We start from the raw sequence: 25,002 nt of genomic DNA on the forward strand, positions 1-25,002 counted from the left end.
TAAATTCGCGACATGAAGCCCCCCAAGGACTCCACGCCCGACGCCCTCGACGCGACCGAAACGCTCGAGCCACGCTCGCGCGATGCCGATCGCTCGCAGCTCGCCATCCTCGAGTCGGCGCGCGACGAGTTCTCCGCGCGCGGGCTCGCCGGCGCGCGCATGGACAGCATCGCGGAGCGCGCCGGGCTCAACAAGCGCCTCATCTACTACTACTTCGGCAGCAAGGACGACCTGTTCCTCGCGGTGCTGGAGCGCGTGTACGCCGACATCCGCGAGGCCGAGCAGCGCCTGCACCTCGACGAGATCGACCCCGTGGAGGCCATCCGCCAGCTGGTGTCGTTCACCTGGCACTACTACCTCGAGCACCCCGAGTTCATCACGCTGCTCAACAGCGAGAACCTGCACTGCGCGGCGCACCTGAAGCGTTCCGAACGCATCCAGGAAATGAACTCGCCGCTGGTGCAGCTGCTCGACACCGTGCTCGAACGCGGCCGCCGCGACAACCTGTTCCGCGCGGGCGTGGACCCGGTGCAGCTCTATATCTCTATCGCGTCGCTGTGCTACTTCTACCTGTCGAACAACCACACGCTGTCGGCCATCTTCGGCCGTGACCTGCGCGCACCCAAGGCGATGGCACAACGCCTTTCGCACATGACCGACCTCGTGCTGGGCTACGTACTGCACTGACACCGGGCGCGCAAGGCTGCGGCGCGCCCTCCAACTCTCCGGGTATTCACTAGGCAGCGGCCGTTGACGCTGCGGCGCAGCCGTTTCTACAATCTTTAATTCACTCATTGGTGAATTGATTGATACAAGAAGCGGCCCGACCGCGCGGAGACACGTCCATGAAGTTCTTTGCCAGCACTGCACGCACCACCGTCCTTGCCTCGCTGACCTGCATCGCCGCCCTTCTGCCGGGCATGGCCTCGGCGCAGAACGGCTACCCGGCCAAGCCGATCCGCGTGATCGTGCCCTTCGCTGCCGGCAGCACCACCGACATCATTGCCCGCGCCATCGCCGACAAGATGGGCGCCAGCATGGGCCAGGTGCTGGTCATCGACAACCGCGGGGGCGCCAGCGGCACCATCGGCCAGCAGGCAGTGGCCACGGCCGCGCCCGACGGCTACACGCTGATGATTCACTCGTCGTCGCACACGGTCAGCCCCTCGACATTCGCCAAGCTGCCCTTCGACACGGTGCACGACTTCGCCGGCATCACGCCGATCTCGTCGCTGCCCAACGCGCTGGTGATCTCGCCGTCGAAGAACATCAAGACGCTGCCGCAGTTGCTGGCCGCCGCGCGCGCCAAGCCTGGCAGCATGAACTTCGCCTCGGCCGGACAGGGCAGCGCCACGCACCTGAACGCCGAGAAATTCAAGCTCGCCGCGAAGATCGACGCGACCAACATCCCGTTCAAGGGATCGGGCGAAGCCGTGACCGAGGTGCTCTCGGGCCGCGTCGACTACTACTTCTCGCCCATCGCGCCGGTCATCGGCCAGATAAAGGAAGGCCAGTTGCTGGCGCTGGCCGTCGGTTCGCCCAAGCGTGCCGCCGCCCTGCCAGACGTGCCCACCACCACCGAAGCCGGCGTGCCCGGCTCCGAGTTCAATTTCTGGATCGGAATGATGGCGCCCGCCAAGACGCCGCGCGACATCGTCGAGCGGCTGCACGCCGAGGTGACCAAGGCGCTGGCCACGCCCGAGGTGAAGGAGCGCTTCGCCAAGCTGGGCGCCGATCCGTGGACGCTCAAGCCGGCGCAGTTCGACGCCTACATCAAGGAAGAGATCGCCAGCAACGCCGAACTCGTGAAGGCCGCCGGCCTGTCGGTCCAACAGTAAGCCAGAAAGCCCCGGCCCCTCCATGCTCCGCAAGCTCCTGCTCTCCCCCGCCCTGCGCCCTTTCCTGCTGATCCTGATGCTGCTGGTGCTGTGGGACCTGGCGATCCGCCTCTTCAGGATTCCGGCCTACCTGATTCCGCCGCCGTGGGAGGTGGTGAAGCAGCTCGTCGCCGAATGGCCGCACCTGCTCGCCGAAAGCTGGAAGACCACGCTCGCCACGCTCGGCGGCTTCGGCCTGACGATCCTGATCGGCATTCCGATTGCGATGGTCATCGCCTACTCGCGCGTGGTCGAGTCGTATGTCTACCCGCTGCTGGTGTTCTCGCAGAGCATTCCCAAGGTGGCAATTGCACCGCTGTTCGTGGTGTGGTTCGGCTTCGGCATATTCCCCAAGGTGATCAGCGCCTTCCTGCTGGGCTTCTTCCCGGTGGTGGTGTCCACGGTGATGGGCTTCAAGTCGGTGGAGCCCGACATGCTCGATCTCTCTCGCTCGATGGGCGCGAGCCGCCTGCAGACCTTCTTCAAGATCAGCCTGCCGCAGGCCCTGCCCCAGATCTTCAGCGGCCTGAAGGTGTCGGTCACGCTGGCCGTGGTGGGCGCGGTGGTCGGCGAATTCGTCGGCTCCAACTCGGGCATCGGCTATGTGCTGCAGGTGGCCAACGGCAACTTCGACCTGCCGCTGATGTTTGCCGCGCTGGTGGTTCTGTCGAGCATCGGCGTGATTCTTTTCGTCGCGGTCGACCTGGTCGAGCGCGTGATGATTCCGTGGCATGCCTCGCAGCGCCACACGCATTGAGTTCCTTCGCAAAAACCGACAACTCCTGGAGACAACACCATGAAGAAACTGCTTCCCTCGCTGCTCGCCGCGGCAGCGCTCGCCACCTTCGCCTCCTTCGCCATTTCGCCGGCCCATGCCCAGGGCGACAAGCCCAAGGACAAGGTCACGCTGATGCTCAACTGGTATCTGTACAGCGAGCACGCGCCCTTCTTCCTCGGCAAGGAAAAGGGCTTCTACGCCGACGAGGGCATCGACCTCGACATCCAGGAGGGCCGCGGCTCCGCCGTCACCGCGCAGGCGGTGGCCGCCAAGTCGGCCACCTTCGGCTACATCGACGTCACCACCATGATCAAGGCCGCCGCCAAGGGCGCGCCGCTGAAGTCGACCGGCGTGCTGTTCCAGGTGAGCCCGATGTCGGTCATGGGCTTCACCGAGAAGAACATCAAGACGCCGAAGGACATCATCGGCAAGACCGTGGCCGTGACGCCCGGCGACTCGATGTCGCAGATGTGGCCGCTGTTCCTGAAGGTCAACGACATCAAGCCCGACCAGGTGAAGATCGTCTCGGGCGACGGCCAGACCAAGCTCAATGCCGTGACCAACGGCCAGGCCGACCTGCTGCTGGGCTACGTGATGGACCAGGCCATCAAGCTGCAGGACGCCACCGGCAAGCCGGTGACGCCGATCCGCTTCGCCGACTCGGGCGTGAACCAGATCAGCTCCGGGATCATCACCAACAAGAACCTGCTGACGGAGAACCCCGACCTGGTGAAGCGCTTCATGCGCGCTTCCACCAAGGCCGCCGAAGCCGCCGAGAAGAGCCCCGAGGCGGCGGTCGACGCCATGCTCAAGGCCAACGCCAAGGCCGGCGTGCGCGACACGCTCATCGTGGGCATGAAGCAGAGCATCGCCCTCTATCACACGAAGGAAACGGCCAACCAGCGCCCGTTCCGCGTCACCATGAAGAACGTCAGCGACTCGCTCGACCTGCTGGTGCAGTACGGCGGCATGGACCCATCGACGCGCGGCAAGCCTGAAGACTACGTGACGCTCGACTTTCTCCCCTGACCCGCCCTTGCCCCTGAACCCGCGCGCTTTCCGCTGCCGCCATCTCTTACGCACTCCATGTCCCAAGTCAACCTGATCGAAGCGCGCGGCGTCTCGAAGATCTACCAAAGCAAGGATGGCCCGGTCGAGTCGCTCAAGCCGCTCGACTTCGCCATCGAGGAAGGCGAGTTTGTCTCCGTCGTCGGCCCCTCGGGTTGCGGCAAGAGCACCTTGCTGAAGATGGTGGCGGGCCTGCTGCCCATCAGCGGCGGCAGCCTCACGCTGGCCGGCAAGCCGATCAAGGGGCCGCAGAAGGACGTGGGCATCGTGTTCCAGAGCGCGGTGCTGCTGCCCTGGCGCAGCGTGGAAGACAACATCCTGCTGCAGGCCGAGATGCGCCATCTGCCCATGGACGCCGCCAGGGCTCGCGCCCGCGAGCTGATGGAGATGGCCGGCCTGAAGGGCTTCGAGGGCAAGTACCCCTGGCAGCTCTCGGGCGGCATGCAGCAGCGCGCATCGATCTGCCGTGCGCTGCTGCACGACCCGTCGGTGCTGCTGATGGACGAGCCCTTCGGCGCGCTGGACGCCATGACGCGCGAGAAGATGAACCTGGAGTTGCAGCGCATCTGGATGGCGTCGAAAAAGACGGTGATGCTCATCACCCACAGCATTCCCGAGGCCATCTTCCTGTCGGACCGCGTGATCGTGATGAGCGAGCGGCCCGGCTCCATTGCCGCCGTGTACGACATCGACCTGCCGCGCGCCCGCACGCTCGACATGATGGCCTCGCCCGAGTTCGGTGCCTACACGAAGCTGGTGCGCGCGCATTTCTTCTCGCAGGGCATCCTGGACCACTGAAGGCGACAGCCATGGACGCGATCCGTTTTCATGTCGAGGAGATCCGCTTCACCGAGCGCAACGTGGTGCTGAGGCTGCCGTTCCGCTTCGGCGCGGCCACGGTCACGGCCTGCCCGCAGGTCTACGTGAAGGCCCGCATCCGTTTCGCGGACGGCCGCACGGCCGAGGGCTGCGCCGCCGAGATGATGGTTCCCAAATGGTTCGACAAGAACCCCGCGCTCACCAACGAACAGAACTTCGAGCAACTGCGCTTCGCCCTGCGCGATGCGCGCGAGGCCTACACCGCCGAGGCCGACGCGCAGACCGCGTGGACGCATTTCGCCTCCAACTACGCCGCGCTGCAAAGCCGCGCCAGGGCCAAGGACCTGCAGCCGCTGGTGGCCAGCTACGGCCCCGCGCTGATCGACCGCGCCCTGCTCGACGCGCTGTGCCTGCACAGCGGCGTGAGCTTCGCGACGGCAATGAGCGCCAACCTTGCAGGCATCGACATCGCGGGCAGCGGCCTGGCCGACGACCTCGCGGCCTTCGACATGCAGGGCTTCCTGGAAAAGCAATCGCCGCGAACCCGCATTGCCGCGCGCCACACCGTGGGCTTGGCCGATGCCATCGACGACAGCGACGCCCTGCCCGACGCGCCTGCCGACGGCCTGCCCACCACCCTCGCAGCCGCCGTGCGCCGCTACGGCCTCACGCATTTCAAGCTCAAGCTCTGCGGCGACACCGCGCAGGACATCGCGCGGCTCGAACGCATCGCCCGCGTCATCGATGGCCACGCCCAACTCGTGACGCTCGACGGCAACGAGCAGTACGCCGACGCTGACGCCTTTGGCGCGTTCCTCGACCGCATGCTGTCCACGCCCGCGCTGCACACGCTGGTGCAGAAGACGGTGTTCGTCGAGCAGCCGATCCGCCGCGACGCCGCATTGCAGCGCGACGTGTCGGCACTGGGCAAGCGCATTCCGCTGCTCATCGACGAATCCGACAGCACGCTCGACGCCTTCGTGCAGGCCCGTGTGCTCGGCTACACCGGGGTGTCGAGCAAGAGCTGCAAGGGCTTCTACAAATCGATCGTCAATGCCGCGCGCTGCGCGCAATGGAACACGGCCGGCGACACGGCACGCTATTTCCTGTCCGGTGAAGACCTCACCATGCAGGCAGGCCTCGGCGTGCAGCAGGACCTGGCGCTGGTCGCGTGGCTCGGGCTCTCGCATGTCGAGCGCAACGGCCACCACTACGTCAACGGCCTCGCGGCCGTGCCCGAGGCCGAGCAGCAGGCCCTGCTGCAGCTGCATCCCGGCCTGTACGAACCCAGCGACGGCGCAGTGCGCCTCGCCATCCGCGAAGGGCAGCTCGATCTGTCCTCGCTCGCCAACGCGCCCGGCTTTGCCACCGGCAAACCCGGCGCCGGCATCTCGTGGGACGCCATGCGTTCCGTCTACTGAAGCACCCTCTTCAATCTCTCTCGCATCTCAAGGAAGAAAACGATGGCCACCCAACGTCTCGGAATCATCATGCACGGCGTCACCGGCCGCATGGGCATGAACCAGCATCTGATCCGCTCGATCTGCGCGATCCGCGCGCAAGGCGGAGTCACGCTGTCGAACGGCGACAAGGTCATGCCCGACCCGATCCTCATCGGCCGCAATGCCGAGAAGATGGAAGCGCTGGCCAAGGCGCACAACATCCCGCGCTGGGGCACCGACCTCGACAAGGCGCTGGAGAACAAGGACGACACCATCTTCTTCGACGCCGGCACCACGCAGATGCGCCCCACGCTGCTGGCCAAGGCCATCCGCGCCGGCAAGCATGTGTACTGCGAGAAGCCGATTGCCACCAACCTGAACGAGGCCGTCGAAATCGCACGCTTGGCCGAAGGCTCGGGCCTCAAGCACGGCGCGGTGCAGGACAAGCTCTTCCTGCCCGGCCTGCGCAAGCTCGACATGCTGCGCCGCGCCGGCTTCTTCGGCCGCATGCTCAGCGTGCGCCTGGAGTTCGGCTACTGGGTGTTCGAAGGCGACCTGCAGCCCATCCAGCGCCCGAGCTGGAACTACCGCAAGGAGGACGGCGGCGGAATGATCCTGGACATGATGTGCCACTGGCGCTATGTGCTGGACAACCTGTTCGGCGAAGTGAAGTCGGTGTCATGCATCGGCGCCACCCACATCCCCAAGCGCTGGGACGAGGCCGGCAAGCCCTATGAAGCTACCGCCGACGACGCCGCCTACGCAACCTGCGAGCTGACCGGCCACAACGGCGAGCCCGTCATCGCTCAGATCAACATGAGCTGGGTCACGCGCGTGCGCCGCGACGACCTCGTGACCTTCCACGTCGACGGCACCGACGGCTCGGCCGTGGCCGGCCTGTCGAGCTGCCGCGCCCAGTCGCGCGTGGCCACGCCGCGCCCGGTGTGGAACCCCGACGAGAAGCAGACCATGAACTTCTTCGACCAGTGGCAGGAGATTCCGGACTCGCAGGTCTACGACAACGGCTTCAAGATCCAGTGGGAGCACTTCATTCGCCACGTGGTCGAGAACGCACCCTACAAGTGGACGCTGCCCGAAGGCGCCAAGGGCGTGCAGCTGGTCGAGGCCGCGCTGGAATCGTGGCAGGACCGCCGCTGGGTCGACGTGCCCGCGCTGAAGGTCTGAGGCAGGCATGGCGCTTTCTCTCACTCTCCCCACCGTGGGCGGCGCGCTCGCGCCCTACGCGCTGCGCGGCACCGCGCCGGTCAAGCCCGACGCGGGCGTGAAGTTCAACCGCATCGCCTACTCGGCCGCGCACGTGGTGGCCGACCCGCTGGCCGCCATCGACCCGTGGCTGCAATGCGCGGTCGACTGGGACACCACCATCGCCTACCGCCGCCACCTGTTTTCGCTGGGCCTGGGCGTGGCCGAGGCCATGGACACCGCGCAGCGCGGCATGGGGCTGGACTGGCCCACGTCGCTGGAGCTGATCCGCCGTTCGCTCGACGCCGCGAAGGACGTGCCCGGCGCGCTGGTCGCCTCGGGCTGCGGCACGGACCACCTGGACATCGACAGCGTGAAGAGCGTCGACGACGTGATCCGCGGCTACGAAGAGCAGATGGCCGCCATCGAGGCGCTCGGCGGCAAGCTGATCGTGATGGCCAGCCGGGCGCTGGCCCGCGTGGCCAGGAGCCCTGCCGACTACGAGCGCGTTTACGACCGCATCCTGAGTCAGGCGAAGCAGCCGGTGGTGCTGCACTGGCTGGGCGACATGTTCGACCCGGCGCTGGCCGGCTACTGGGGCACCAAGGATGTCGACGCCGCCATGGACACCGCGCTGGGCATCATCGCGGCGCATCCGGACAAGGTCGATGGCATCAAGATCTCGCTGCTCGACAAGGACAAGGAGATTGCGATGCGCCGCCGACTGCCGCCGGGTGTTCGCATGTACACCGGCGACGACTTCAACTACGCCGAGCTGATTGCAGGCGACGGCTTCGGTGAGGAGCCCACGCACGGCAAGAGCGACGCGCTGCTGGGCATCTTCGACGCCATCGCGCCGGCAGCGAGCGCCGCGTTGGGCGCACTGGCGCAAGGCGACAACGAGAAGTTCCACGACATCCTCGGCCCCACGGTGCCGCTGTCGCGCCACATCTTTGCGGCGCCCACGCGCTTCTACAAGACCGGCGTGGTGTTCATGGCCTGGCTCAACGGCCACCAGAAGCACTTCACGATGGTCGGTGGCCAGCAGAGCACGCGCTCGCTGCAGCACTTTGCGGAGCTGTTCCGGCTGGCCGATGCGGCCAATCTTCTGGAGCAGCCGGAGTTGGCTGTCCGACGCATGAAGACATTGCTCGCGCTGCACGGCGTGGAAGGTTGAAGCCACCCCATGCGTGATTTTTCACAAGACCACGACTGGCTGTCGATCAACACCGCCACGGTGCGCAAGCAACTGGGCGCCGAGGTGGCGCTGGACCGGATCATCGACCAGTGCGCCGAGCGCGGCATCCGCGCGATCAGCCCGTGGCGCGACCAGGTGGCGGCCGTCGGTCTCGACAAGGTGGCTAAGCAACTGAGGGCGCACGGCATCGGCCTCTCGGGCTATTGCCGCGGCGGCTTCTTCCCCGCGCCGGATGCAGCGGGCCTGAAGGCTGCGCTGGAAGACAACCGCCGCGCCATCGACGAAGCGAAGACGCTCGATGCGCCCTGCCTCGTGCTGGTGGTCGGCGCCCTGCCCGGCGCGCTCGACGGCAAGGCGGCCTACAAGGACATCGGCCGCGCGCGCGGCGAGGTGCGCGATGGCATCGCCGCGTCACTTGAATACGCTCGGGAAGTCGGCATGCCGCTCGCCATCGAGCCCCTGCACCCGATGCAGGCGGCCGACCGCGCATGCATCAACACGCTGGAGCATGCGCTCGACCTGTGCGACGAACTCGACGCGGGCAAGAGTGGCATGCTGGGCGTGGCGTTGGACATCTATCACGTGTGGTGGGACCCGAAGCTGCAGCAGCAGATCGCCCGCGCAGGCCGCGAGCGGCTGCTGGCGTATCACGTCTGTGACTGGCTCACGCCCACGCGCGATCTGCTGAGCGACCGCGGGATGATGGGTGACGGGGTGGTCGAGCTGAAGAAGATCCGCGGGTGGGTCGAGGACGCTGGGTTCGCCGGCTTCAGCGAGGTGGAGATCTTTTCGAGTCTCGACTGGTGGCAGCGGCCTGGGAGCGAGACTCTGGAAGTCTGCATCGAGCGGCACAAGCGGGCTGTCTAGCGCTGCTGTTCGCCGTGTTCGGGGCGCGTGCACAGGCCATCGGGTACTCCCCTCCGCGAATGTCCCCCGGCCTGCGGCCTCCTCCTTTATTTCGCTGCGGGGAGCACCCGACGCCCTGTGCACGATGAGCGCGGCTGTAACGCTAGCGGTTTGACCTCTGCTGCGAATTTCAGATAGACGTGCAGAGGCGTATCAACCAGCTTTTTGAGAGACACGCGGGGGACAAGTGGAGGTCCAAAGGGTTGGTGCTGGCCGCGATCGACACCCATTGCGCCGATTGCGATGACGCTGGCGAAGGCCTAGACCCACGAGGTCGATTCGATGCTCGGGAGATTGCTTCTGAAAGAGAGTTCGTTCATGGCAGCCGCCGAGCCTGTCCTGAATTTTGTGTTCGAGGCATAGCATGACGAGAAGGAGCATGTATGCCAGTGAGCAAGACGAAGATGAAGAACGCGGCGATCGCCGCCAGGATGGCGGCCTTGCCATCGATTCCGAAAGAACTGATTGACCAGTTCGTCACCGGTCCCATGACCGGCGAGGCGGTCAACGAAGCGACAGCCGCGTTCAAGAAGGCGCTCATCGAGCGCGCCCTGGGCGCTGAGATGTCGCACCACTTGGGCTACCCCAGCGGCGCCAGCAAGCCCGAGACCGGCAGCGGCAACCAGCGCAATGGCAGGAGTGCCAAGACCGTTCTGGCAGGCGACGGGCCACTGCGCATCGAAGTGCCGCGCGACCGTGGCGGCAGCTTCGAGCCGGTGCTCATCCCCAAGCACGAACGCCGCTTCACCGGTTTTGACGACAAGATCGTGGCCATGTACGCGCGCGGCATGACCATGCGCGAGATCCAGGGCTTCCTGCAGGAGAGCTACGCGGTGGAGGTGTCGCCCGAGTTCATCAGCTCGGTCACCGACGCCGTCATGGTCGAAGTCACTGCCTGGCAGGCGCGCCCGCTGGAGCCGATGTACCCGGTGGTCTTCTTCGATGCCCTGCGTGTGAAGATCAAGGAAGATGCGGTGGTGCGCAACAAGGCCATCTACCTGGCCCTGGGCGTGTTGCCCGACGGCACGCGCGACATCCTGGGACTGTGGATCGAGGGCACCGAGGGTGCCAAGTTCTGGATGAAGGTGTTCAACGACCTGAAGACCCGCGGGGTCAATGACATCCTCATTGCCGTCACCGACGGCCTGAAGGGCATGCCCGAGGCGCTGGCTGCGGTGTACCCGGCCACCACGCTGCAAACGTGCATCGTGCACCTGATACGCAACTCGCTGGACTACGCGAGCTGGAAGGACCGCAAACTGCTGGCCGCGGCCATCCGGCCGATCTACACGGCGGCCAGCGCCGAGGCGGCACAGGCCGAACTCGAGGCCTTCGAACAGGGCCCGTGGGGCACCAAGTTCCCCACGGTGGTGGCAGCTTGGCGCCGGGCGTGGGACAGGGTGATTCCATTCTTCGCGTTCCCACCTTCGATCCGCCGGGTCATCTACACGACCAACGCCATCGAGAGCATCAACGCGCGGCTGCGAAAGATCATCAAGACGCGCGGGCACTTCCCCAGTGACGATGCGGCCTCCAAGCTGATCTGGCTGGCGCTGCGCAACATCACGGCCGATTGGGGGCGGGCAGCCAAAGACTGGAAAGAGGCAATGAACCAGTTCGCGATACTCTATGAAGATCGCTTCACGCAGCCGGCTCATGGCGCCAGCAAGGCAGGAGGTTGACACGCAGCCGGCTCATGGCGCCAGCAAGGCAGGAGGTTGAACTATGAATACATGGGCTCAACCGAGGTGCCTCCGGCGGCCCGGCAGGGGCCTGAAGACATAAGAGAAATCAATCGAGAGCAGATCAACATCCGCCTCGAACACAAAAATTCAGACAGCCCCCAGCCGCCCCTTAAGGTACTTGCCCGCGCCACCTGAGAGCTCGCTGCGGTCGATGAGCTTGCCTTGAAAGTGGAAGTCCCGATCAATACGGACAATAAGCAGTTTCTCGAAGTTGCCCTGGCTCTTGACCAGTACGTGGTCGCTGGTCTTCTCGGGCGAGATGGTCTTGACCTCCACCCGCTCGCCGTCAATCGTGCCGTCAGAGCCGGGCGTGTGAGTCGCATTGCGGCGAAGCCCAAACTTGATTTCTGCGTAGATTTCGCCAAGCTCGCCCCAGACTTGGAGATATCGGCCAGTGTTCTCGAAGTGCCGAGCCGCGCACTCGACCAGGTCTTGGAAGATGTCCGTCTGCTTCAGGATGCTGAACGGAAAGCCCTCCCTGCTTCGGACAGGCTGAACTGAGGAGGCATCCTCCTCAGGCTCGCCCTCAAGTTGATCCTCGGCCCACTCCCTGTCGATGTGCTCCCACTCCCAAGGTGCTACGCCGCAGGCCGCAGCATCCGCTATGTCCTCCGCGCTGTAGCCCCGGTCGTACATCTCGTGAAGAAAATCCCAATCGCTCATTCTGTCCCTCGCTTCTTGTCCTGCTCCTGCTCGATTGTCCACCTCCACACAGGCACTAGACGTTGCCAGCTATTGTCCTGTCGCATTAATTCGCCCGCAGCGTCGAGCGAGTTTTTCGAGGATTGAATCGGCGGTGGCGGGCCAGGTGAACGACCGCCGATCACCTCTGAACACAGAGCTGCCATTGAGCCAGACCCCGTAAACCCCAATCGCCCCGAATTCCCTTCACCACGAAGGCTTCACGCGGGCCGAGAAACCTGCGGCCCGCAGACCGGCCGCTATCCGCCAGTCTCAAACGCTGCGTGTCGCGCCTTCTCGCTCAGCTGAAACAGCTCTGCCGCCTTGCGAGCCAGTTCCGCCGCGAGCCAGAGCAGGTTGTCCAGTTGTCGAGCCCCGTCATCGCTGCACCAGTCGATGTCTTCCCCGTGGCAAACCCACAGGAGAGCTTCGAGTTGAGAGAGGGTGTTTTCGAGAAGATCCGCCGGGTCTTGGGCGTTGTCTTCGGAAGCTACCGGCGTGCGAGGCCGGGCTATAGTCTTGGTAGCCATTTTTGTGCGTTTCCTTCCAAGGTTGGTGCACGAACCTGGTTAGACGGTCGGGGTGCTGGTAACACCTCGGCCGTCGCCTTTTGATACCTCGCATCTGCATCGCTGCTTTCGCACCGACGACCTGCCGCGAGGCAAGCAGCCTTCAAACATGTAGGTGGCTTGGGTGTGTTGCTTCCCTTGGTGGGGTGTGAAGTGACAGGGGCATCCACTCTAGAGAAGAACGCGACAAAGCAGCCGTTCCACGCGGCACGAAGTCCCGACGACCGCCAACAAATGCAGCTTCCGCAGCGGCACTGAACGCTCACGCTGGCGGGGTGCCTTGCGCAGCGAAATAAAGGAGGAGGCCGAAGGCCGGGGGACATTCGCGGAGCAAGGTACCCCGTCGGCGTGATCGCGCCCTGAACAACGCAGCAAAGCGAAATCCCGCCACCTGTGCTGCAATTCGCCGATGGCTGACCCGACCCTCGACGACCTGCGCCGCTACGCCGTGGCGCGCACCCTCTTCAAGCCGACCACGCTGCCGGCAGCGATCCGCCAACTCGGCTTCGTGCAAGCCGACCCGATCCGAGCCCCGGCGCGTGCACAAGACCTGACGCTGCGCCACCGCGTCAAGGACTACCGCGCGGGCGATCTCGAAAGCCGCTACACACGGCTCGCCATCGAAGAAGACTGCCTCGTCAACTACGGCTTCCTGCCGCGCGAACACCTGGCGCTGATGCATCCGCGCGAGGCCAAGCGCGCATGGGATGCCGACACACGGCGCAAGGCGGCCGACGTGCTGGCCTATGTGCAGGAACACGGCCAGGTGCATCCGCGACAAGTCGAACAGCACTTCGCGCATGGCCGCATCAAGAACTACTGGGGCGGCTCGAGCAACGCCACCACGCACCTGCTCGACGACATGCACTACCGCGGCATGCTTCGCGTGGTGCGGCGCGACAGCGGCACGCGCGTCTACGAAGCCGTGACGCACCAGCCCGCCGACGACAGCCCCGCCGGCCGCGCACAACGCGCTGCCGCGCTGATCGAACTGGTGGTGCGCAAATACGCGCCGCTGCCGGCCGCGAGCCTCACTTACCTCGTGCGCCTGCTCGGCTACGGCGCGCCGCATCTGTCGGCGCAGACGCAGGCAGCGCTGCGCATCGCGCGGGAAGAACTCGCGAGCTGCCGCATCGACGGCACGACCTGGTACTGGCCCGCAGACGAGAACCCTGCCTCGCGCCGCCATGCGCCCGACGATGCGGTGCGCCTGCTCGCGCCCTTCGACCCGGTGGTGTGGGACCGCCGCCGCTTCGAGCTGCTCTGGGACTGGACCTACAAGTTCGAGGCCTACACGCCCGCGCCCAAGCGCCAGTTCGGCTACTACGCGCTGCCGATGCTGTGGCACGACCGGGTGATCGGCTGGGCCAACTTCGGCAGCTCGGCCGAGGGACGGCTGAAGCCGATGTTCGGCTATGCCGACGGGAGGCCGCGCGACGCGGCATTCCGCGCGGCGCTGGACGACGAACTGCAGCGCATGACGCAGTTTCTCGCGGGACGATGATGCCTTTCTTCCTATAATCGCGGGCCTCAGCCAGCTGCCCGCAACGGGCGCCAGCCGTCTTCGAAGGAACGAAGACCGCAGCTTCGACAGCTGCCCGCGACGACGCAACAAGAACCCATAAAACCCACCGGCCGCCAGCCCGAAGCCAGCCGCCGGTTTGCGCTCGTCCAAACCGAATCGACCGGATCAGAGACGAGAAGCCATGGCGCGCCCGCATTCGGCGCGCGCCGCAGCCACTCCCCCCAAACGCAGGACACAGGAGAAGCTGCACATGACATCGAAGAAGCATCGGCGCCCCGCTTGGCGCCATTTCCATACCCGCCGCGTCACGCTCGCGGCAACCGCCCTGGCGCTGGGCGCCGCCGTGCCGGCCTACGCCGAGGAGAAGGACGACGCCGCCGAAACCCGCAAGGCGCTGCCCACGGTCACGGTGTCGGGCGACGCCGGCGAGACCGCGACCGGGCCGGTGACCGGCTTCGTCGCCAGGCGCGGCGGCACCGCCACCAAGACGGACACCCCGCTGATCGAGACGCCGCAGGCCATCTCGGTGGTCACGCGCGACCAGATGGAGGCGCAGGGCGCGCTCACTCTGCGCGAGACCACCAACTACACGGCCGGCGTGGTGTCGAGCTACTTCGACAGCCGCGTGGATTCGTTCAAGGTGCGCGGCGGCGACGCCGTCCAGTACCTCGACGGGCTGCAGCGCACCTACGGCACATACAACTCCACCAAGCTCGATCCGTACATGCTCGAGCGCGTCGAACTGCTGCGCGGCCCGTCATCGGTGCTGTACGGGCAAGGCGGCATCGGCGGCGTGCTGAACATGGTGTCGAAGCGGCCGCAGGCCGAGACCCAGCGCGAAGTGCAATTGCAGCTGGGCAGCAACGCGCGCAAGCAGGTCGCGGCAGACTTCACCGGGCCGATCGACCCCGAAGGCAAGTGGCTCTACCGCCTGGTGGCTGTAAACCGCGACAGCGGCACGCAGGTCGACCATGTGCCGGACGACCGCATCCTGGTCGCGCCCTCGCTCACCTGGCGCCCGAACGCGGACACCTCGCTCACCCTGCAGGCGCTCTACCAGAAGGACAACAGCGGCTCGCTGATCGGCTTCTTCCCGTGGCAGGGCACGCTGCTGCCCTCGCGCTACGGGCCGATTCCCACCTCGACCTTCATGGGCGAACCGGGCTTCGACCGCTTCGACTCCCGCAACACCTCGCTGGGCTACCTGTTCAGCCATCGCCTGAACGACACCTGGACCTTCCGCCAGAACCTGCGCTCGACCGAGACCAAGGTGGTCTACAACACCTCGTACACCAGCTTCACCGCCAACCGGCTCACCGGCCGCCCGGCCCGCCCGGTGTTCAACGCCGACCAGCGCACGCTCGAACGCGACCTGAGCAGCGAAATCAACGGCGGCAAGATGCTGCTGCTGGACAACCAGGCAGAGGCCCGTTTCAAGACCGGCGATGTCGAGCACACGGTGCTGCTGGGCGCCGACTTCCAGCGCAACACCACCTCCAAGCTGTCGGGCCGCGGGCGCGCCAGCGCCATCGATGTCTACGCGCCGGTGTACGGCAACTACACGCCGCCCACCAGCTACACGCGCTCGCCCGAGGTGGTGCAGAAGCAGGCCGGCATCTACGTGCAGGACCAGGTCAAGTACGGCCGCTGGATCGGCGTGCTGGGGCTGCGCCACGACAAGGCCACCACCGACACTCAGGGCCGCCCTGCGGAAGGCATCGACGCCAAGGCCACCACCAAGCGAGCCGGCCTCGTGTACCTGGCCGACGGCGGCTGGGCACCATACCTGAGCTATGCGGAATCGTTCCTGCCGCTGGGCGGCGTCGATCTCAACAACACGCCCTTCAAGCCCCAGCGCGGCAAGCAGTGGGAAGCCGGCGTCAAGTGGGAGCCCGAAGGCCAGCGCAGCTCGTTCATGGCGGCGGTGTACGACCTGCGCGACACCAACCGCAAAACCACCGACCCGACCAACCCGCTCAACAGCGTGCAGCTCGGCGAAGTGCACGTGAAGGGACTGGAGCTCGAGTACAAGCGCAGCATCGCGCGCGACTGGGACTGGATCGCCACCTACGCCTACACCGACGCGCGCGTTTCGCGCAGCAACGCCGCCGACCTGGGCAAGCGCATCTCGGGCGTGCCCACGCACGCGGCTTCGGCATGGGTGACGCACCGCTTCTCGATCGGAGGCGTGCCAGGCTTCTCGGCCGGCGCCGGCCTGCGCTACGTCGGCAAGTCGTGGGACGGCATGGACGCCAACCCGGTGCCGGCGGTCACGCTGCTGGACGCAATGTTCGCGTGGGACAACGGCCCGCTGCGCCTGTCGCTCAACGTGGCCAACCTCACCGACAAGGTGCAGCTCACCACGTGCCTGGCGCGAGGCGACTGCTTCTACGGCCAGCGCCGTACAGTGACCGCGTCCGCCACGTATCGCTTCTGAAGAAAATCCCCGCGCGGGCGAAGGTCTGGCGCGCGGGTGACAAGCCCGGCCGCGGCGCGCTCCTAGAATCGCGCCGTCGTCCGGCCTGCCGGACGGCAAGCGTTCTCAGGGCGGGGTGCGATTCCCCACCGGCGGTGATGGCGGCTTTTCTGAAAGAGATGCTGCACAAGCCCGCGAGCGCCTGGCGCCTTCAAAGGGTTCCAGGGTCAGCAGATTTCGGTGCGATTCCGAAGCCGACGGTCACAGTCCGGATGAAAGAGAGCGCGAAATGCGGGACGACCCGCGTGCCCTGCCATGCAGGCGCGCGGGTGGCCTCGTGGTTTCGTGCGCCCTGATTCAGGAAACCTGCTTTCAAGAGGCACACCATGAGTCAGATCAACGACCTTCCCCTCTCCGCCATTGCCGCGTCGGATTCGCCGCGCGGCACGCGCATCGCATTCGTCGAGGCGCAGTGGCATTCCGACATCGTCCACCAGGCACGCGACGCCTTCCTCGAAGAGATGACGCGGCTCGGCGTGGCGCGCGAGCTCATCGACATCTTCGACGTGCCCGGCGCCTTCGAGATCCCGCTGCATGCCAAGCGGCTCGCCAAATCCGGCAAGTACGCGGCCATCGTCGGCTGCGCGCTGGTGGTGGACGGCGGCATCTACCGCCACGAGTTCGTCGCGAACACGGTGGTCAGCACGCTGATGTCGCTGCAGCTGGAGACCGACGTGCCGATCTTCTCGGCCGTGCTCACGCCGCACCACTTCCATGAGCACGTGGAGCACCGCAAGTACTTCCATCGCCACTTCGCGGTCAAGGGCACGGAAGTGGCCGAGGCCTGCTTCAAGACGCTCGAAGCGCTCAAGCAGGTCGACGCGCTGCTGGCCGCGTGACGACGGCCGCGAGGCGTGGTGCCCGGTTCTTTTCATAATCGGCGCCATGACCGCACGCACCCCCACCACCGACTATCCGATGACGATCTACCACAAGCCCAACTGCAGCACGTCGCGCAACGTGCTGCAGCTGATCCGCGAAAGCGGCGTGGAGCCCGAGATCGTTCTCTACCTGGAAACGCCGCCGAGCAAGAAGAAGCTGCGCGAGCTGGCCAAGGCCATGGGCCTGGGCGCGCGCGACCTGCTGCGCGCCAAGGAAGCGCCGTATGAAGAACTGCAACTGGCCGACGAGAAACTGAGCGACGACCAGCTGCTAGACGCCATCGCGGCGCATCCCATACTGCTTCAGCGGCCCATCGTGGTGTCGCCGCGCGGCACGCTGATGTGCCGGCCGTGGCAGCGCGTGCAAGAGATCCTGCCCGCGAAGAAAAGCTAGACGGGCACTTCCTGCTCGAGGCCCCACGCGACGTGCTCGCGCACGAGCTCGCTGGGGTGCTCCACGCGCGTGGCAAGCGCTTCTTTCGCGCCGTCCTCGCCCGCGCGCACCGCATTGCCCAGCGCCACCGCAATATTGCGCAGCCAGCGCTCATGGCCGATGCGGCGGATCGGGCTGCCTTCGGTGCGGCGCAGGAAGTCGGCCTCGGTCCACGCGAAAAGCTCTGCCAGCGAACGCCCGGTGAGCCCTTCGCGCGCGTCGAAGTCGGGCAGCTCGCTCTTCTTCGCGAACTTGTTCCAGGGGCAGATCAGCTGGCAGTCGTCGCAACCGTAGATCCGGTTGCCCATCAAGGGGCGCAGCTCCGGCGGAATGGCGCCGCCGTGCTCGATGGTGAGGTAGGAAATGCAGCGCCGCGCATCGAGCCGCTTGGGTGCGACGATGGCCTGTGTCGGGCACACGTCGATGCATGCGCTGCAGCTGCCGCAATGCGCGGTCACGGGCTCGCTCGGCGGCAGCGCCATGTCGACGTAGATCTCGCCCAGGAAGAACATCGAGCCCGCGTCGCGGTCGAGCACCAGCGTGTGCTTGCCGCGCCAGCCCTGCCCGCTGCGCGAGGCCAGCTCGGCCTCGAGCACGGGGGCCGAATCGGTGAAGGCGCGATGGCCGAAGGGGCCGACCTCCTCGGCGATGCGCTCGGCCAGCTTCGCGAGCCGGTTGCGCAGCACCTTGTGATAGTCCCTGCCCCGCGCATAGACCGACACGATGGCTTCGCCGGGCCGCGTGAGGCGGTCGAACTCGACGGCCTGCCACTCGGGGGCGGTGTCGCGCGGCAGGTAGTTCATGCGCGCGGTGATCACGCTCACAGTGCCCGGCACCAGCTCGGCCGGGCGGGCGCGGCGGGTGCCGTGTGTTGCCATGTATTGCATCTCGCCATGGAACCCGTGGGCCAGCCACTGCATCAGACCGTCCTCGGCGCTCGATAAATCGACGCCCGCGATTCCGATTTGGGAGAATCCGAGTTCCCGGGCCAAAGCCTGAATACGAACAACGAGTGGATGGCTGACGATCACTTGCCGATTGTAGAAACGCAAACGAGCACCCGCATCCTGCGCTGGCGCAGCGAAGACGACACTGACGCTTTCGCGCAGGCGCTTGCCGCATCGCCCGCGTTGCGCGACGCCTTCATCGCGCTGCATGGCGACCTCGGCGCCGGCAAGACGACTTTCGTTCGACACCTGCTGCGCGCGCTCGGCATCGCGGGGCGCATCAAGAGCCCCACCTATGCGGTGGTCGAGCCGCACGACGCGCCCGACGGACTGCAGATCTTCCATTTCGATTTCTATCGCTTCGCCGACCCGCGCGAATGGGACGACGCCGGCTTCCGCGACATCTTCGCTGGCCCGGGCCTCAAGCTGGCCGAATGGCCCGAAAACGCTGCGGGCCGCACACCAATTGCCGACCTCGCTATTAAAATAGAAGCAATGACTGACGACACACGCAGCGTGACCCTCCTCGCGAACACCCCTCGCGGCAGCGATCTGCTGGCGCGCATCGCCGCATGAAGGCGGTCGGCCTGAAACGGCGCGTGCTGCTGCAGGGCGGCAGCATCGCGCTGATGCTCGGCGTGCACCAGATCGCGCGCGGCGCGACCATCCTCGCAGTGCGCGTCTGGCCCGCCGCCGATTACACCCGAGTGACCATCGAGTCCGACGCGCGCCTCAATTCGCAACAGCTCGTGGTGGGCAGCCCGCCGCGGCTCGCGGTCGACATCGAAGGCATCGACCTGAACCCCGAACTGCGCGAACTGGTCGGCAAGATCAAGCCGGGCGACCCGTACATCAACGGCCTGCGTGTCGGGCAGAACGCGCCGAAGGTGGTGCGCATCGTGTTCGACCTGAAGCAGGCCGTGGTGCCGCAGGTGTTCTCGCTCGCACCGGTGGCCGCGTACAAGCACCGGCTGGTGCTCGACCTGTACCCGGAGCAGGCCGTCGACCCGATGGAAGCGCTGATCGCCGAGCGCCTGCGCGACGCGCCCCGCACGCCGCAGGGAAGCAACCCGCCCGTGGCCGGCATCGTGCCCTCGAACCCCACCGCGCCGGCGGGCGACCCGCTTGGCGACCTGATGGCGCAGCAGGCCATGCGCCCCGGCCCGCAGACGCCGCCGCCCGCCGTGGTGGCCGGCAACGATCGCCCGCAAGCGCCGGTGATCGTCGCTCCGCCGCCCGTCGTGGGCACCGCGCCCGTCAGGCCCGTCGCGCCACCTCCATCACCGCCGCCGGTGGCCGCGCCCCGCGGCGGCGCCGCCACGGCAAGCCGCACCGACCGCATCATCATCGTGGCGCTCGACCCCGGCCACGGCGGCGAAGACCCCGGCGCCATAGGCCCCAACGGCACGCGCGAAAAAGACATCGTGCTGCAGGTCGCGCACCGGCTGCGCGAGCGCATCAACGCGGGCAGCGTCAACGGCAGCCCGATGCGCGCCTTTCTCACGCGCGATGCCGACTTCTTCGTGCCGCTGGGCGTGCGCGTGCAGAAGGCCCGCCGCGTGCAGGCCGACCTGTTCGTGAGCATCCATGCCGACGCCTTCACCACGCCCGCCGCGCGCGGTGCCAGCGTGTTCGCGCTGAGCCAGAGCGGCGCGTCGAGCAGCGCCGCGCGCTGGATGGCCAACAAGGAAAACGAGGCCGACAAGATCGGCGGCGTCAACGTGGGCGGCCACGAGGCGCAAGTGCAGCGCGCGCTGCTCGACATGAGCACGACCGCACAGATCAACGACAGCCTCAAGCTCGGCGGCGCGATGCTCGGCGAGATCAAGAACATCGGGGCGCGGCTGCACAAGGGGCAGGTCGAGCAGGCCGGCTTCGCGGTGCTGAAGGCGCCCGACATTCCCAGCGTGCTGGTCGAAACCGCCTTCATCAGCAACCCGGAAGAAGAGGCGAACCTGCGCCGCGTCGAATACCAGGAAAGCCTGGCCGATGCGCTGATGCGCGGCATCCAGCGCTACTTTGCGCAGAACCCGCCGCTTGCGCGCAGCCGCCAGCTCTAGGCCGCCAGCGAGGGGTTTTGTAAAGCCAAAGCATGCCCTGCTGTCCCACGCGGGCCGGCCCGTGACAGCGCACAGGGAGGCGCGGCAGGCTCCTACACCGCGCCAAAGAGCAATCTGGACATGATGAGTCATCACTCCTCGAAAGGTGCACATCATGAAGACACGACTCTGGATCGCAGCGGCTGCAGCTACTTCCGTCATGGCTATCGCGGGTTGCGCAAGCGGCCCCAACCAGAACCTCGGAACTGGTGTGGGTGCGGTGGGCGGCGCGCTGGTGGGTAATGCCATCGGCGGCAACACTGCAGCCACCGTCGGCGGTGCAGCCATCGGGGGCATCATCGGCAACCAGGTGGGCCGCAATGCCGACGAACGCAACTACAACCGGCAGCGCTATCCGCAAGGCAGCGGCTACTACCCGAGCAACGGCCCGAACTACTGATCTTCAGGCCCAGGGATGAAAGAAGCGCGCCCTCGTGGCGCGCTTTTTACGTTTTGAGTTGAATGGGTCGCGGATCAGGCCGCGGGCAGTTGCGCAGCACGCGCCTTCTCGGCCTTGGAAGCGCGCCATGCGCCGTAGATCGCGATCAGACCCGGAATGAAGATCAGCGCCCAGATGATCTTGTCGAGATGCTGCCGCACGAACGGCAGGTTGCCGAAGAAGTAGCCGGCGGTCGCGATGCCCAGCACCCAGATCAGTGCGCCTGCGACGTTGTACGCCGTGAACTTGCCGCGGTTCATTTGAGCCACACCAGCCACGAAGGGCGCGAAGGTACGAATGAAGGGCATGAAGCGCGCGAGCACGATGGTGATGCCGCCATAGCGTTCGTAGAAGCCATGCGCCTGGTCGAAGGCCTTGCGGTTGAAGAAGCGCGAACTCTCCCACTGGAACACCTTCGGCCCGAAGTAGCGGCCGATCGAGTAGTTGCACTGGTCGCCCAAAATGGCCGCCGCAATCAGGATGCCGCAGGCCAGCGGAAAACTCATGAGCCCCGCGCCGCAAAGCGCGCCGACGATGAACAGCAGCGAGTCGCCGGGCAGGAACGGCATCACCACCGCCCCCGTTTCCACGAACACAATCAGGAAGAGAAGCGCATAGACCCACGGGCCATAAGCGATGACGAACTGCTCGAGGTGCTTGTCGACATGCAGGATGAAGTCGACGAGAAAGCTGATGATTTCCATGGGCGCGGATTATCCTTGCTGAACCCGAACGCACCCTGAATCCCCCCAACATCAGGCTCGGCGGCACCCCTCCTAAAATGACGCGGTGAGTGCCATCCCGACCTTTCCCTCTCCCACCGAACGCCGCCCCATCCGCGAACTGCCCGACGAGCTGATCAGCCAGATCGCCGCCGGCGAAGTGGTCGAGCGGCCCGCCTCGGTCGTGCGCGAACTGCTGGACAACGCGCTCGACGCGGGCGCCCGCCAGGTCACGGTGCGGCTGGCATCGGGCGGCGTGCGGCTGATCTCCGTCGAGGACGACGGCATGGGCATTCCGCGCGAAGAACTCACTGTGGCCCTGCGCCGCCATGCCACCAGCAAGATCGCGAGCCTCAACGACCTCGAGACGGTCGGCACGATGGGCTTTCGCGGCGAAGCGCTCGCGGCCATCAACGCGATCGCCGAGCTCAGCATTCTTTCGCGCTTTGCCGGTGCCGACACGGCCTTCGCGCTCGACGGCCGCACCGGCGAACTGCGGCCGGTGGCCCGCTCCACCGGCACGACAGTCGAGGTGCGCGAGCTGTTCTTCGCGACGCCCGCGCGCCGCAAGTTCCTGAAGACCGATGCCACCGAGCTGGCCCATTGCATCGAGGCGGTGCGCCGCCATGCGCTGGCGCGGCCCGAGGTGGGCTTCTCGATCTGGCACGACGGCAAGCTGGTGGAGCAATGGCGCGCCGCCGATATCCGCGAGCAGCGGCTGGCCGATGCGCTGAGCGACGAGTTCGTGGCGCAGAGCGTGGCCGTCGACCGCGTCGGCGGTCCGGTGCGCGTGGTCGGCCGTGCCGGCATTCCCGATGCGGCCCGCTCGCGCGGCGACCAGCAGTTCTTCTACGTCAACGGCCGCTTCGTGCGCGACAAGGTGCTGTCGCACGCGGTGCGCAGCGCCTATGAAGACGTGCTGCACGGCCACCGCCAGCCGATCTACGCGCTGTACCTCGAGATCGATCCGTCGCGGGTCGACGTGAACGTGCATCCCACCAAGATCGAGGTGCGCTTTCGCGACGGGCGCGAGATCCACCAGGCCGTGCGCCATGCCATCGAGGACGCGCTGGCGGCGCCGCGCGCCGGCGATGCCGTGGCCGCTTCCAGCCCGCCGCAGCCCTTCTTCAAGCAGACGCCGCTGCCGCCGAACGCCAGCTGGGCGCAGCCTGCTATCAATTTCGTAGCTCAGGAGCGTGGTGCCGGGGATTTCGAGGCGCTGTGGCCTCAACAGCGCGCCGATAACGAGCCGCAACGGAATGAAACGGCCTTCGAACAGCCCTCGAACTGGCCTCTGGGCGGATCGACCGCGCCGTTGGCCTTCCGCCCGCCCGCCGGCCCAGGCCTGCCAGCAAGCCCCGCCGCGGCCCCCATCGCCACCAATGACGAGGCCTGGCCCCTCGGCCGGGCATTGGCCCAGCTGCAGGGCATCTACATCCTGGCCGAGAACAGCCAGGGCCTGGTGGTGGTCGACATGCACGCGGCGCACGAGCGCATCGTCTACGAGCGGCTCAAGACGCAGCTCGACGGCGCGGCCATCACCAGCCAGCCGCTGCTGATTCCCGCCACCTTCGCGGCCACGCCGCAGGAAGTGGCCACGGCCGAGGCCTGCGCGGCGGTGCTGCCGACGCTGGGGCTGGAGATCACGCCGTTCTCGCCGCGCACGCTCGCGGTGCGCGCCGTGCCCGGAACGCTGGCGGACGGCGACCCGGTGGAGCTGGCGCGCAGCGTGCTGGCCGAACTGGGCCAGCACGACGCAAGCACCGTCGTGCAGCGTGCCCAGAACGAATTGCTCTCCACCATGGCCTGCCACGGCGCCGTTCGGGCCAACCGCAAGCTCACCATCGACGAAATGAACGCACTGTTACGCCAGATGGAGGCGACCGAGCGTTCCGACCAGTGCAACCACGGCCGGCCCACCTGGCGCCAGCTCTCCATCCGCGAGCTGGACTCGCTGTTCATGCGCGGTCGATAGCCCGGAAAGCGCCTTTCAGAGGGTTTTCGAGGGGTTTGGGCGGTCATCCACAGCGCAGGCACGCACGTTGCATAGGCTCCACAAAGCGCCTGCGAGCGTTGTTTCAGGGAGTTAACCGCGGCGCAATGTCGGCACGCCGCGGCCAGAGCAGGTGAACTTTTCCGCCGACTTCGCTGTCCCTCAACCTCATGATGAAACGCTGGACCCTCCTCGCGTCAGTCTTTTCGCTTTGCGCCCTGCTGGCGGCCGGTTGCTCGACGCTCGACGAACAGCAGCGCCAGTGGATCTTCCAGCCCAGCGACCGCAGCTGGGGCAATACCGCCTCCATGGCCCAGGGCATGGAAGACGTGTGGATCGACTTCCAGTCTTCCCTCACCGGCGAGCCCGCGCGCCTGCACGGCCTGTGGCTGGGTGGCAAGCCCGAGACGACCGACACGCCCGTGCTGCTGTACCTGCACGGCGCCCGCTACAACGTCGCCGGCTCGGCGCCGCGCATCCAACGCATGCACGAGCTGGGCTTCTCGGTGCTGGCCATCGACTATCGCGGCTTCGGGAAGAGCTCCAAGGGCCTGCCCTCCGAGGAATCGGCCCGCGAAGACGCCCGCGCCGCCTGGACGTGGCTGGCCGCGCGCCACCCCAAGCAACACCGCTACATCTTCGGCCACTCGCTCGGCGGCGCCATCGGCATCGACCTGGCGGCACACGTGAACGACGAGAGCGGCGTGATCGTGGAGAGCACCTTCACGTCGATCGCCGACGTGGTGAGCGGCTTCAAGTGGGGCTGGCTGCCCTTCGGCCCCTTCATCACCCAGCGCTTCGAGGCGATCAACACGGTCAAGAACATCACCGCGCCGCTGCTGGTGGTGCACGGCACGGCCGACAGCCTGATCAACCCCACGCTGGGCCGCAAGCTGTATGACGCGGCCACGGTGCCCAAGCTGTTCGTGCTGGTCGAGGGCGGCTCGCACCACGACACCAACTCTGTCGGCGAGGCGCAGTACCGCGCGGCGCTGGGGCAATTGTTTCGCATGAAGCCGGAGGCCACGCTTGCCAGCAACGGCGGCCCGGCCCGGCCGACGCCACGGCTCGCACCGCCAGCCGCCGCCGCGCCCGCTGCCCAAGACGTGCGCGGCGCCGCACCTTCGCCGGTACCCGCGGCCATCTGATCGACGATTCCGCGCAACGGCGTCCGCGGGCAAGCCCCGAGGCGCCGAAGCCC

23 protein-coding genes and 1 riboswitch are annotated in these 25,002 nt (G+C 66.6%); of the genes, 19 read left to right on the top strand and 4 right to left on the bottom strand.

Going from position 1 to position 25,002, the window contains the following annotated elements:
• Nucleotides 1-12: 12 nt before the first annotated feature.
• The 10 genes from ACQY8B_RS14165 (at nucleotide 13) to ACQY8B_RS14210 (ending at nucleotide 10,973) form a co-directional block, all read left to right on the top strand.
• Nucleotides 13-687, top strand: coding sequence for a TetR/AcrR family transcriptional regulator (locus ACQY8B_RS14165; RefSeq protein ID WP_422087279.1), 675 nt, complete (start codon nucleotides 13-15; stop codon nucleotides 685-687).
• Nucleotides 688-845: 158 nt separating this feature from the next.
• The gene (locus tag ACQY8B_RS14170; RefSeq protein WP_422087280.1) at nucleotides 846-1,838 is read left to right on the top strand and encodes a tripartite tricarboxylate transporter substrate binding protein; all 993 of its coding nucleotides are present in this window, start codon (nucleotides 846-848) and stop codon (nucleotides 1,836-1,838) included.
• Nucleotides 1,839-1,860: 22 nt separating this feature from the next.
• Nucleotides 1,861-2,634, top strand: coding sequence for an ABC transporter permease (locus ACQY8B_RS14175; protein WP_422087281.1), 774 nt, complete (start codon nucleotides 1,861-1,863; stop codon nucleotides 2,632-2,634).
• 39 nt (nucleotides 2,635-2,673) lie between these two features.
• Nucleotides 2,674-3,684 (top strand): ABC transporter substrate-binding protein, encoded by a 1,011-nt coding sequence (locus tag ACQY8B_RS14180; protein WP_422087282.1) that lies wholly within the window; start codon nucleotides 2,674-2,676, stop codon nucleotides 3,682-3,684.
• A gap of 57 nt (nucleotides 3,685-3,741) precedes the next feature.
• Nucleotides 3,742-4,521, top strand: coding sequence for an ABC transporter ATP-binding protein (locus ACQY8B_RS14185; RefSeq protein WP_422087283.1), 780 nt, complete (start codon nucleotides 3,742-3,744; stop codon nucleotides 4,519-4,521).
• An 11-nt stretch (nucleotides 4,522-4,532) separates the two neighbouring features.
• Entirely contained in the window at nucleotides 4,533-5,963 is a 1,431-nt protein-coding gene (locus ACQY8B_RS14190; protein WP_422087284.1) for an enolase C-terminal domain-like protein, read from the top strand.
• 42 nt (nucleotides 5,964-6,005) lie between these two features.
• Nucleotides 6,006-7,169 (top strand): Gfo/Idh/MocA family protein, encoded by a 1,164-nt coding sequence (locus ACQY8B_RS14195; protein WP_081266627.1) that lies wholly within the window; start codon nucleotides 6,006-6,008, stop codon nucleotides 7,167-7,169.
• Between the two features lie 7 nt (nucleotides 7,170-7,176).
• The gene (locus ACQY8B_RS14200; RefSeq protein WP_422087285.1) at nucleotides 7,177-8,364 is read left to right on the top strand and encodes a dihydrodipicolinate synthase family protein; all 1,188 of its coding nucleotides are present in this window, start codon (nucleotides 7,177-7,179) and stop codon (nucleotides 8,362-8,364) included.
• 9 nt (nucleotides 8,365-8,373) lie between these two features.
• Nucleotides 8,374-9,252: a sugar phosphate isomerase/epimerase family protein gene (locus ACQY8B_RS14205; RefSeq protein WP_422087286.1), complete on the top strand. Its 879-nt coding sequence runs from the start codon at nucleotides 8,374-8,376 to the stop codon at nucleotides 9,250-9,252.
• 443 nt (nucleotides 9,253-9,695) lie between these two features.
• On the top strand, nucleotides 9,696-10,973 hold the full coding sequence (locus tag ACQY8B_RS14210) for an IS256 family transposase (protein WP_422089052.1): 1,278 nt from the start codon (nucleotides 9,696-9,698) through the stop codon (nucleotides 10,971-10,973).
• A gap of 150 nt (nucleotides 10,974-11,123) precedes the next feature.
• Here ACQY8B_RS14210 and ACQY8B_RS14215 read toward each other — a convergent pair whose 3' ends face one another.
• Nucleotides 11,124-11,699, bottom strand: a complete 576-nt coding sequence (locus ACQY8B_RS14215) for a DUF6998 domain-containing protein (protein WP_422087287.1) — start codon at nucleotides 11,697-11,699, stop codon at nucleotides 11,124-11,126.
• 278 nt (nucleotides 11,700-11,977) lie between these two features.
• The gene (locus ACQY8B_RS14220; protein WP_422087288.1) at nucleotides 11,978-12,247 is read right to left on the bottom strand and encodes a hypothetical protein; all 270 of its coding nucleotides are present in this window, start codon (nucleotides 12,245-12,247) and stop codon (nucleotides 11,978-11,980) included.
• Between the two features lie 448 nt (nucleotides 12,248-12,695).
• Here ACQY8B_RS14220 and ACQY8B_RS14225 point away from each other — a divergent pair, with 448 nt between their 5' ends.
• From ACQY8B_RS14225 to arsC, 4 genes are all read left to right on the top strand, one after another.
• Nucleotides 12,696-13,790 carry a DNA glycosylase AlkZ-like family protein gene (locus ACQY8B_RS14225; RefSeq protein ID WP_422087289.1) on the top strand — a complete coding sequence of 365 codons (1,095 nt, stop codon included), beginning with the start codon at nucleotides 12,696-12,698 and terminating at the stop codon, nucleotides 13,788-13,790.
• A 271-nt stretch (nucleotides 13,791-14,061) separates the two neighbouring features.
• Entirely contained in the window at nucleotides 14,062-16,248 is a 2,187-nt protein-coding gene (locus ACQY8B_RS14230) for a TonB-dependent siderophore receptor (RefSeq protein WP_422087290.1), read from the top strand.
• A 97-nt stretch (nucleotides 16,249-16,345) separates the two neighbouring features.
• Nucleotides 16,346-16,515: riboswitch (FMN riboswitch) on the top strand.
• A 98-nt stretch (nucleotides 16,516-16,613) separates the two neighbouring features.
• Nucleotides 16,614-17,126 (top strand): 6,7-dimethyl-8-ribityllumazine synthase, encoded by a 513-nt coding sequence (locus tag ACQY8B_RS14235; protein ID WP_422087291.1) that lies wholly within the window; start codon nucleotides 16,614-16,616, stop codon nucleotides 17,124-17,126.
• Between the two features lie 46 nt (nucleotides 17,127-17,172).
• Nucleotides 17,173-17,562, top strand: a complete 390-nt coding sequence (gene arsC, locus ACQY8B_RS14240) for an arsenate reductase (glutaredoxin) (RefSeq protein WP_422087292.1) — start codon at nucleotides 17,173-17,175, stop codon at nucleotides 17,560-17,562.
• Here the strand turns inward: arsC and queG are convergent.
• On the bottom strand, nucleotides 17,559-18,632 hold the full coding sequence (queG, locus tag ACQY8B_RS14245) for a tRNA epoxyqueuosine(34) reductase QueG (RefSeq protein ID WP_422087293.1): 1,074 nt from the start codon (nucleotides 18,630-18,632) through the stop codon (nucleotides 17,559-17,561). The two genes, arsC and queG, sit on opposite strands and share 4 nt — an antisense overlap.
• On the opposite strand from queG, the gene tsaE reads away from it, so the two are divergent.
• From tsaE to ACQY8B_RS14260, 3 genes are all read left to right on the top strand, one after another.
• Nucleotides 18,618-19,124 carry a tRNA (adenosine(37)-N6)-threonylcarbamoyltransferase complex ATPase subunit type 1 TsaE gene (gene tsaE, locus ACQY8B_RS14250; RefSeq protein WP_422087294.1) on the top strand — a complete coding sequence of 169 codons (507 nt, stop codon included), beginning with the start codon at nucleotides 18,618-18,620 and terminating at the stop codon, nucleotides 19,122-19,124. The two genes, queG and tsaE, sit on opposite strands and share 15 nt — an antisense overlap.
• Nucleotides 19,121-20,608: an N-acetylmuramoyl-L-alanine amidase gene (locus ACQY8B_RS14255; RefSeq protein ID WP_422087295.1), complete on the top strand. Its 1,488-nt coding sequence runs from the start codon at nucleotides 19,121-19,123 to the stop codon at nucleotides 20,606-20,608. The genes tsaE and ACQY8B_RS14255 overlap by 4 nt, the downstream gene beginning before the upstream one ends.
• Nucleotides 20,609-20,762: 154 nt before the next feature.
• Nucleotides 20,763-21,047, top strand: coding sequence for a glycine zipper domain-containing protein (locus ACQY8B_RS14260; RefSeq protein ID WP_422087296.1), 285 nt, complete (start codon nucleotides 20,763-20,765; stop codon nucleotides 21,045-21,047).
• 74 nt (nucleotides 21,048-21,121) lie between these two features.
• On the opposite strand, the gene ACQY8B_RS14265 is transcribed toward ACQY8B_RS14260, so the two are convergent.
• Nucleotides 21,122-21,790 carry a DedA family protein gene (locus ACQY8B_RS14265; RefSeq protein ID WP_422087297.1) on the bottom strand — a complete coding sequence of 223 codons (669 nt, stop codon included), beginning with the start codon at nucleotides 21,788-21,790 and terminating at the stop codon, nucleotides 21,122-21,124.
• Nucleotides 21,791-21,875: 85 nt separating this feature from the next.
• Here ACQY8B_RS14265 and mutL point away from each other — a divergent pair, with 85 nt between their 5' ends.
• Complete coding sequence (gene mutL, locus ACQY8B_RS14270) at nucleotides 21,876-23,783, top strand: DNA mismatch repair endonuclease MutL (protein WP_422087298.1); 1,908 nt, start codon at nucleotides 21,876-21,878, stop codon at nucleotides 23,781-23,783.
• A 191-nt stretch (nucleotides 23,784-23,974) separates the two neighbouring features.
• Nucleotides 23,975-24,949, top strand: coding sequence for an alpha/beta hydrolase (locus ACQY8B_RS14275; protein WP_422087299.1), 975 nt, complete (start codon nucleotides 23,975-23,977; stop codon nucleotides 24,947-24,949).
• Nucleotides 24,950-25,002: the final 53 nt, after the last annotated feature.

This window comes from Variovorax sp. (genome assembly GCF_965279555.1).
In the GTDB taxonomy this organism is placed as follows: domain Bacteria; phylum Pseudomonadota; class Gammaproteobacteria; order Burkholderiales; family Burkholderiaceae_C; genus Variovorax.

Excerpts from the sequence above, each read along its gene's own strand:
- ACQY8B_RS14165 (WP_422087279.1), top strand. The coding sequence starts at position 13 with ATGAAGCCCCCCAAGGACTCCACGCCCGACGCCCTCGACGCGACCGAA.
- ACQY8B_RS14170 (WP_422087280.1), top strand. The coding sequence starts at position 846 with ATGAAGTTCTTTGCCAGCACTGCACGCACCACCGTCCTTGCCTCGCTG.
- ACQY8B_RS14175 (WP_422087281.1), top strand. The coding sequence starts at position 1,861 with ATGCTCCGCAAGCTCCTGCTCTCCCCCGCCCTGCGCCCTTTCCTGCTG.
- ACQY8B_RS14180 (WP_422087282.1), top strand. The coding sequence starts at position 2,674 with ATGAAGAAACTGCTTCCCTCGCTGCTCGCCGCGGCAGCGCTCGCCACC.
- ACQY8B_RS14185 (WP_422087283.1), top strand. The coding sequence starts at position 3,742 with ATGTCCCAAGTCAACCTGATCGAAGCGCGCGGCGTCTCGAAGATCTAC.
- ACQY8B_RS14190 (WP_422087284.1), top strand. The coding sequence starts at position 4,533 with ATGGACGCGATCCGTTTTCATGTCGAGGAGATCCGCTTCACCGAGCGC.
- ACQY8B_RS14195 (WP_081266627.1), top strand. The coding sequence starts at position 6,006 with ATGGCCACCCAACGTCTCGGAATCATCATGCACGGCGTCACCGGCCGC.
- ACQY8B_RS14200 (WP_422087285.1), top strand. The coding sequence starts at position 7,177 with ATGGCGCTTTCTCTCACTCTCCCCACCGTGGGCGGCGCGCTCGCGCCC.
- ACQY8B_RS14205 (WP_422087286.1), top strand. The coding sequence starts at position 8,374 with ATGCGTGATTTTTCACAAGACCACGACTGGCTGTCGATCAACACCGCC.
- ACQY8B_RS14210 (WP_422089052.1), top strand. The coding sequence starts at position 9,696 with ATGAAGAACGCGGCGATCGCCGCCAGGATGGCGGCCTTGCCATCGATT.
- ACQY8B_RS14215 (WP_422087287.1), bottom strand. The coding sequence starts at position 11,699 with ATGAGCGATTGGGATTTTCTTCACGAGATGTACGACCGGGGCTACAGC.
- ACQY8B_RS14220 (WP_422087288.1), bottom strand. The coding sequence starts at position 12,247 with ATGGCTACCAAGACTATAGCCCGGCCTCGCACGCCGGTAGCTTCCGAA.
- ACQY8B_RS14225 (WP_422087289.1), top strand. The coding sequence starts at position 12,696 with ATGGCTGACCCGACCCTCGACGACCTGCGCCGCTACGCCGTGGCGCGC.
- ACQY8B_RS14230 (WP_422087290.1), top strand. The coding sequence starts at position 14,062 with ATGACATCGAAGAAGCATCGGCGCCCCGCTTGGCGCCATTTCCATACC.
- ACQY8B_RS14235 (WP_422087291.1), top strand. The coding sequence starts at position 16,614 with ATGAGTCAGATCAACGACCTTCCCCTCTCCGCCATTGCCGCGTCGGAT.
- arsC (WP_422087292.1), top strand. The coding sequence starts at position 17,173 with ATGACCGCACGCACCCCCACCACCGACTATCCGATGACGATCTACCAC.
- tsaE (WP_422087294.1), top strand. The coding sequence starts at position 18,618 with ATGGCTGACGATCACTTGCCGATTGTAGAAACGCAAACGAGCACCCGC.
- ACQY8B_RS14255 (WP_422087295.1), top strand. The coding sequence starts at position 19,121 with ATGAAGGCGGTCGGCCTGAAACGGCGCGTGCTGCTGCAGGGCGGCAGC.
- ACQY8B_RS14260 (WP_422087296.1), top strand. The coding sequence starts at position 20,763 with ATGAAGACACGACTCTGGATCGCAGCGGCTGCAGCTACTTCCGTCATG.
- ACQY8B_RS14265 (WP_422087297.1), bottom strand. The coding sequence starts at position 21,790 with ATGGAAATCATCAGCTTTCTCGTCGACTTCATCCTGCATGTCGACAAG.
- ACQY8B_RS14275 (WP_422087299.1), top strand. The coding sequence starts at position 23,975 with ATGAAACGCTGGACCCTCCTCGCGTCAGTCTTTTCGCTTTGCGCCCTG.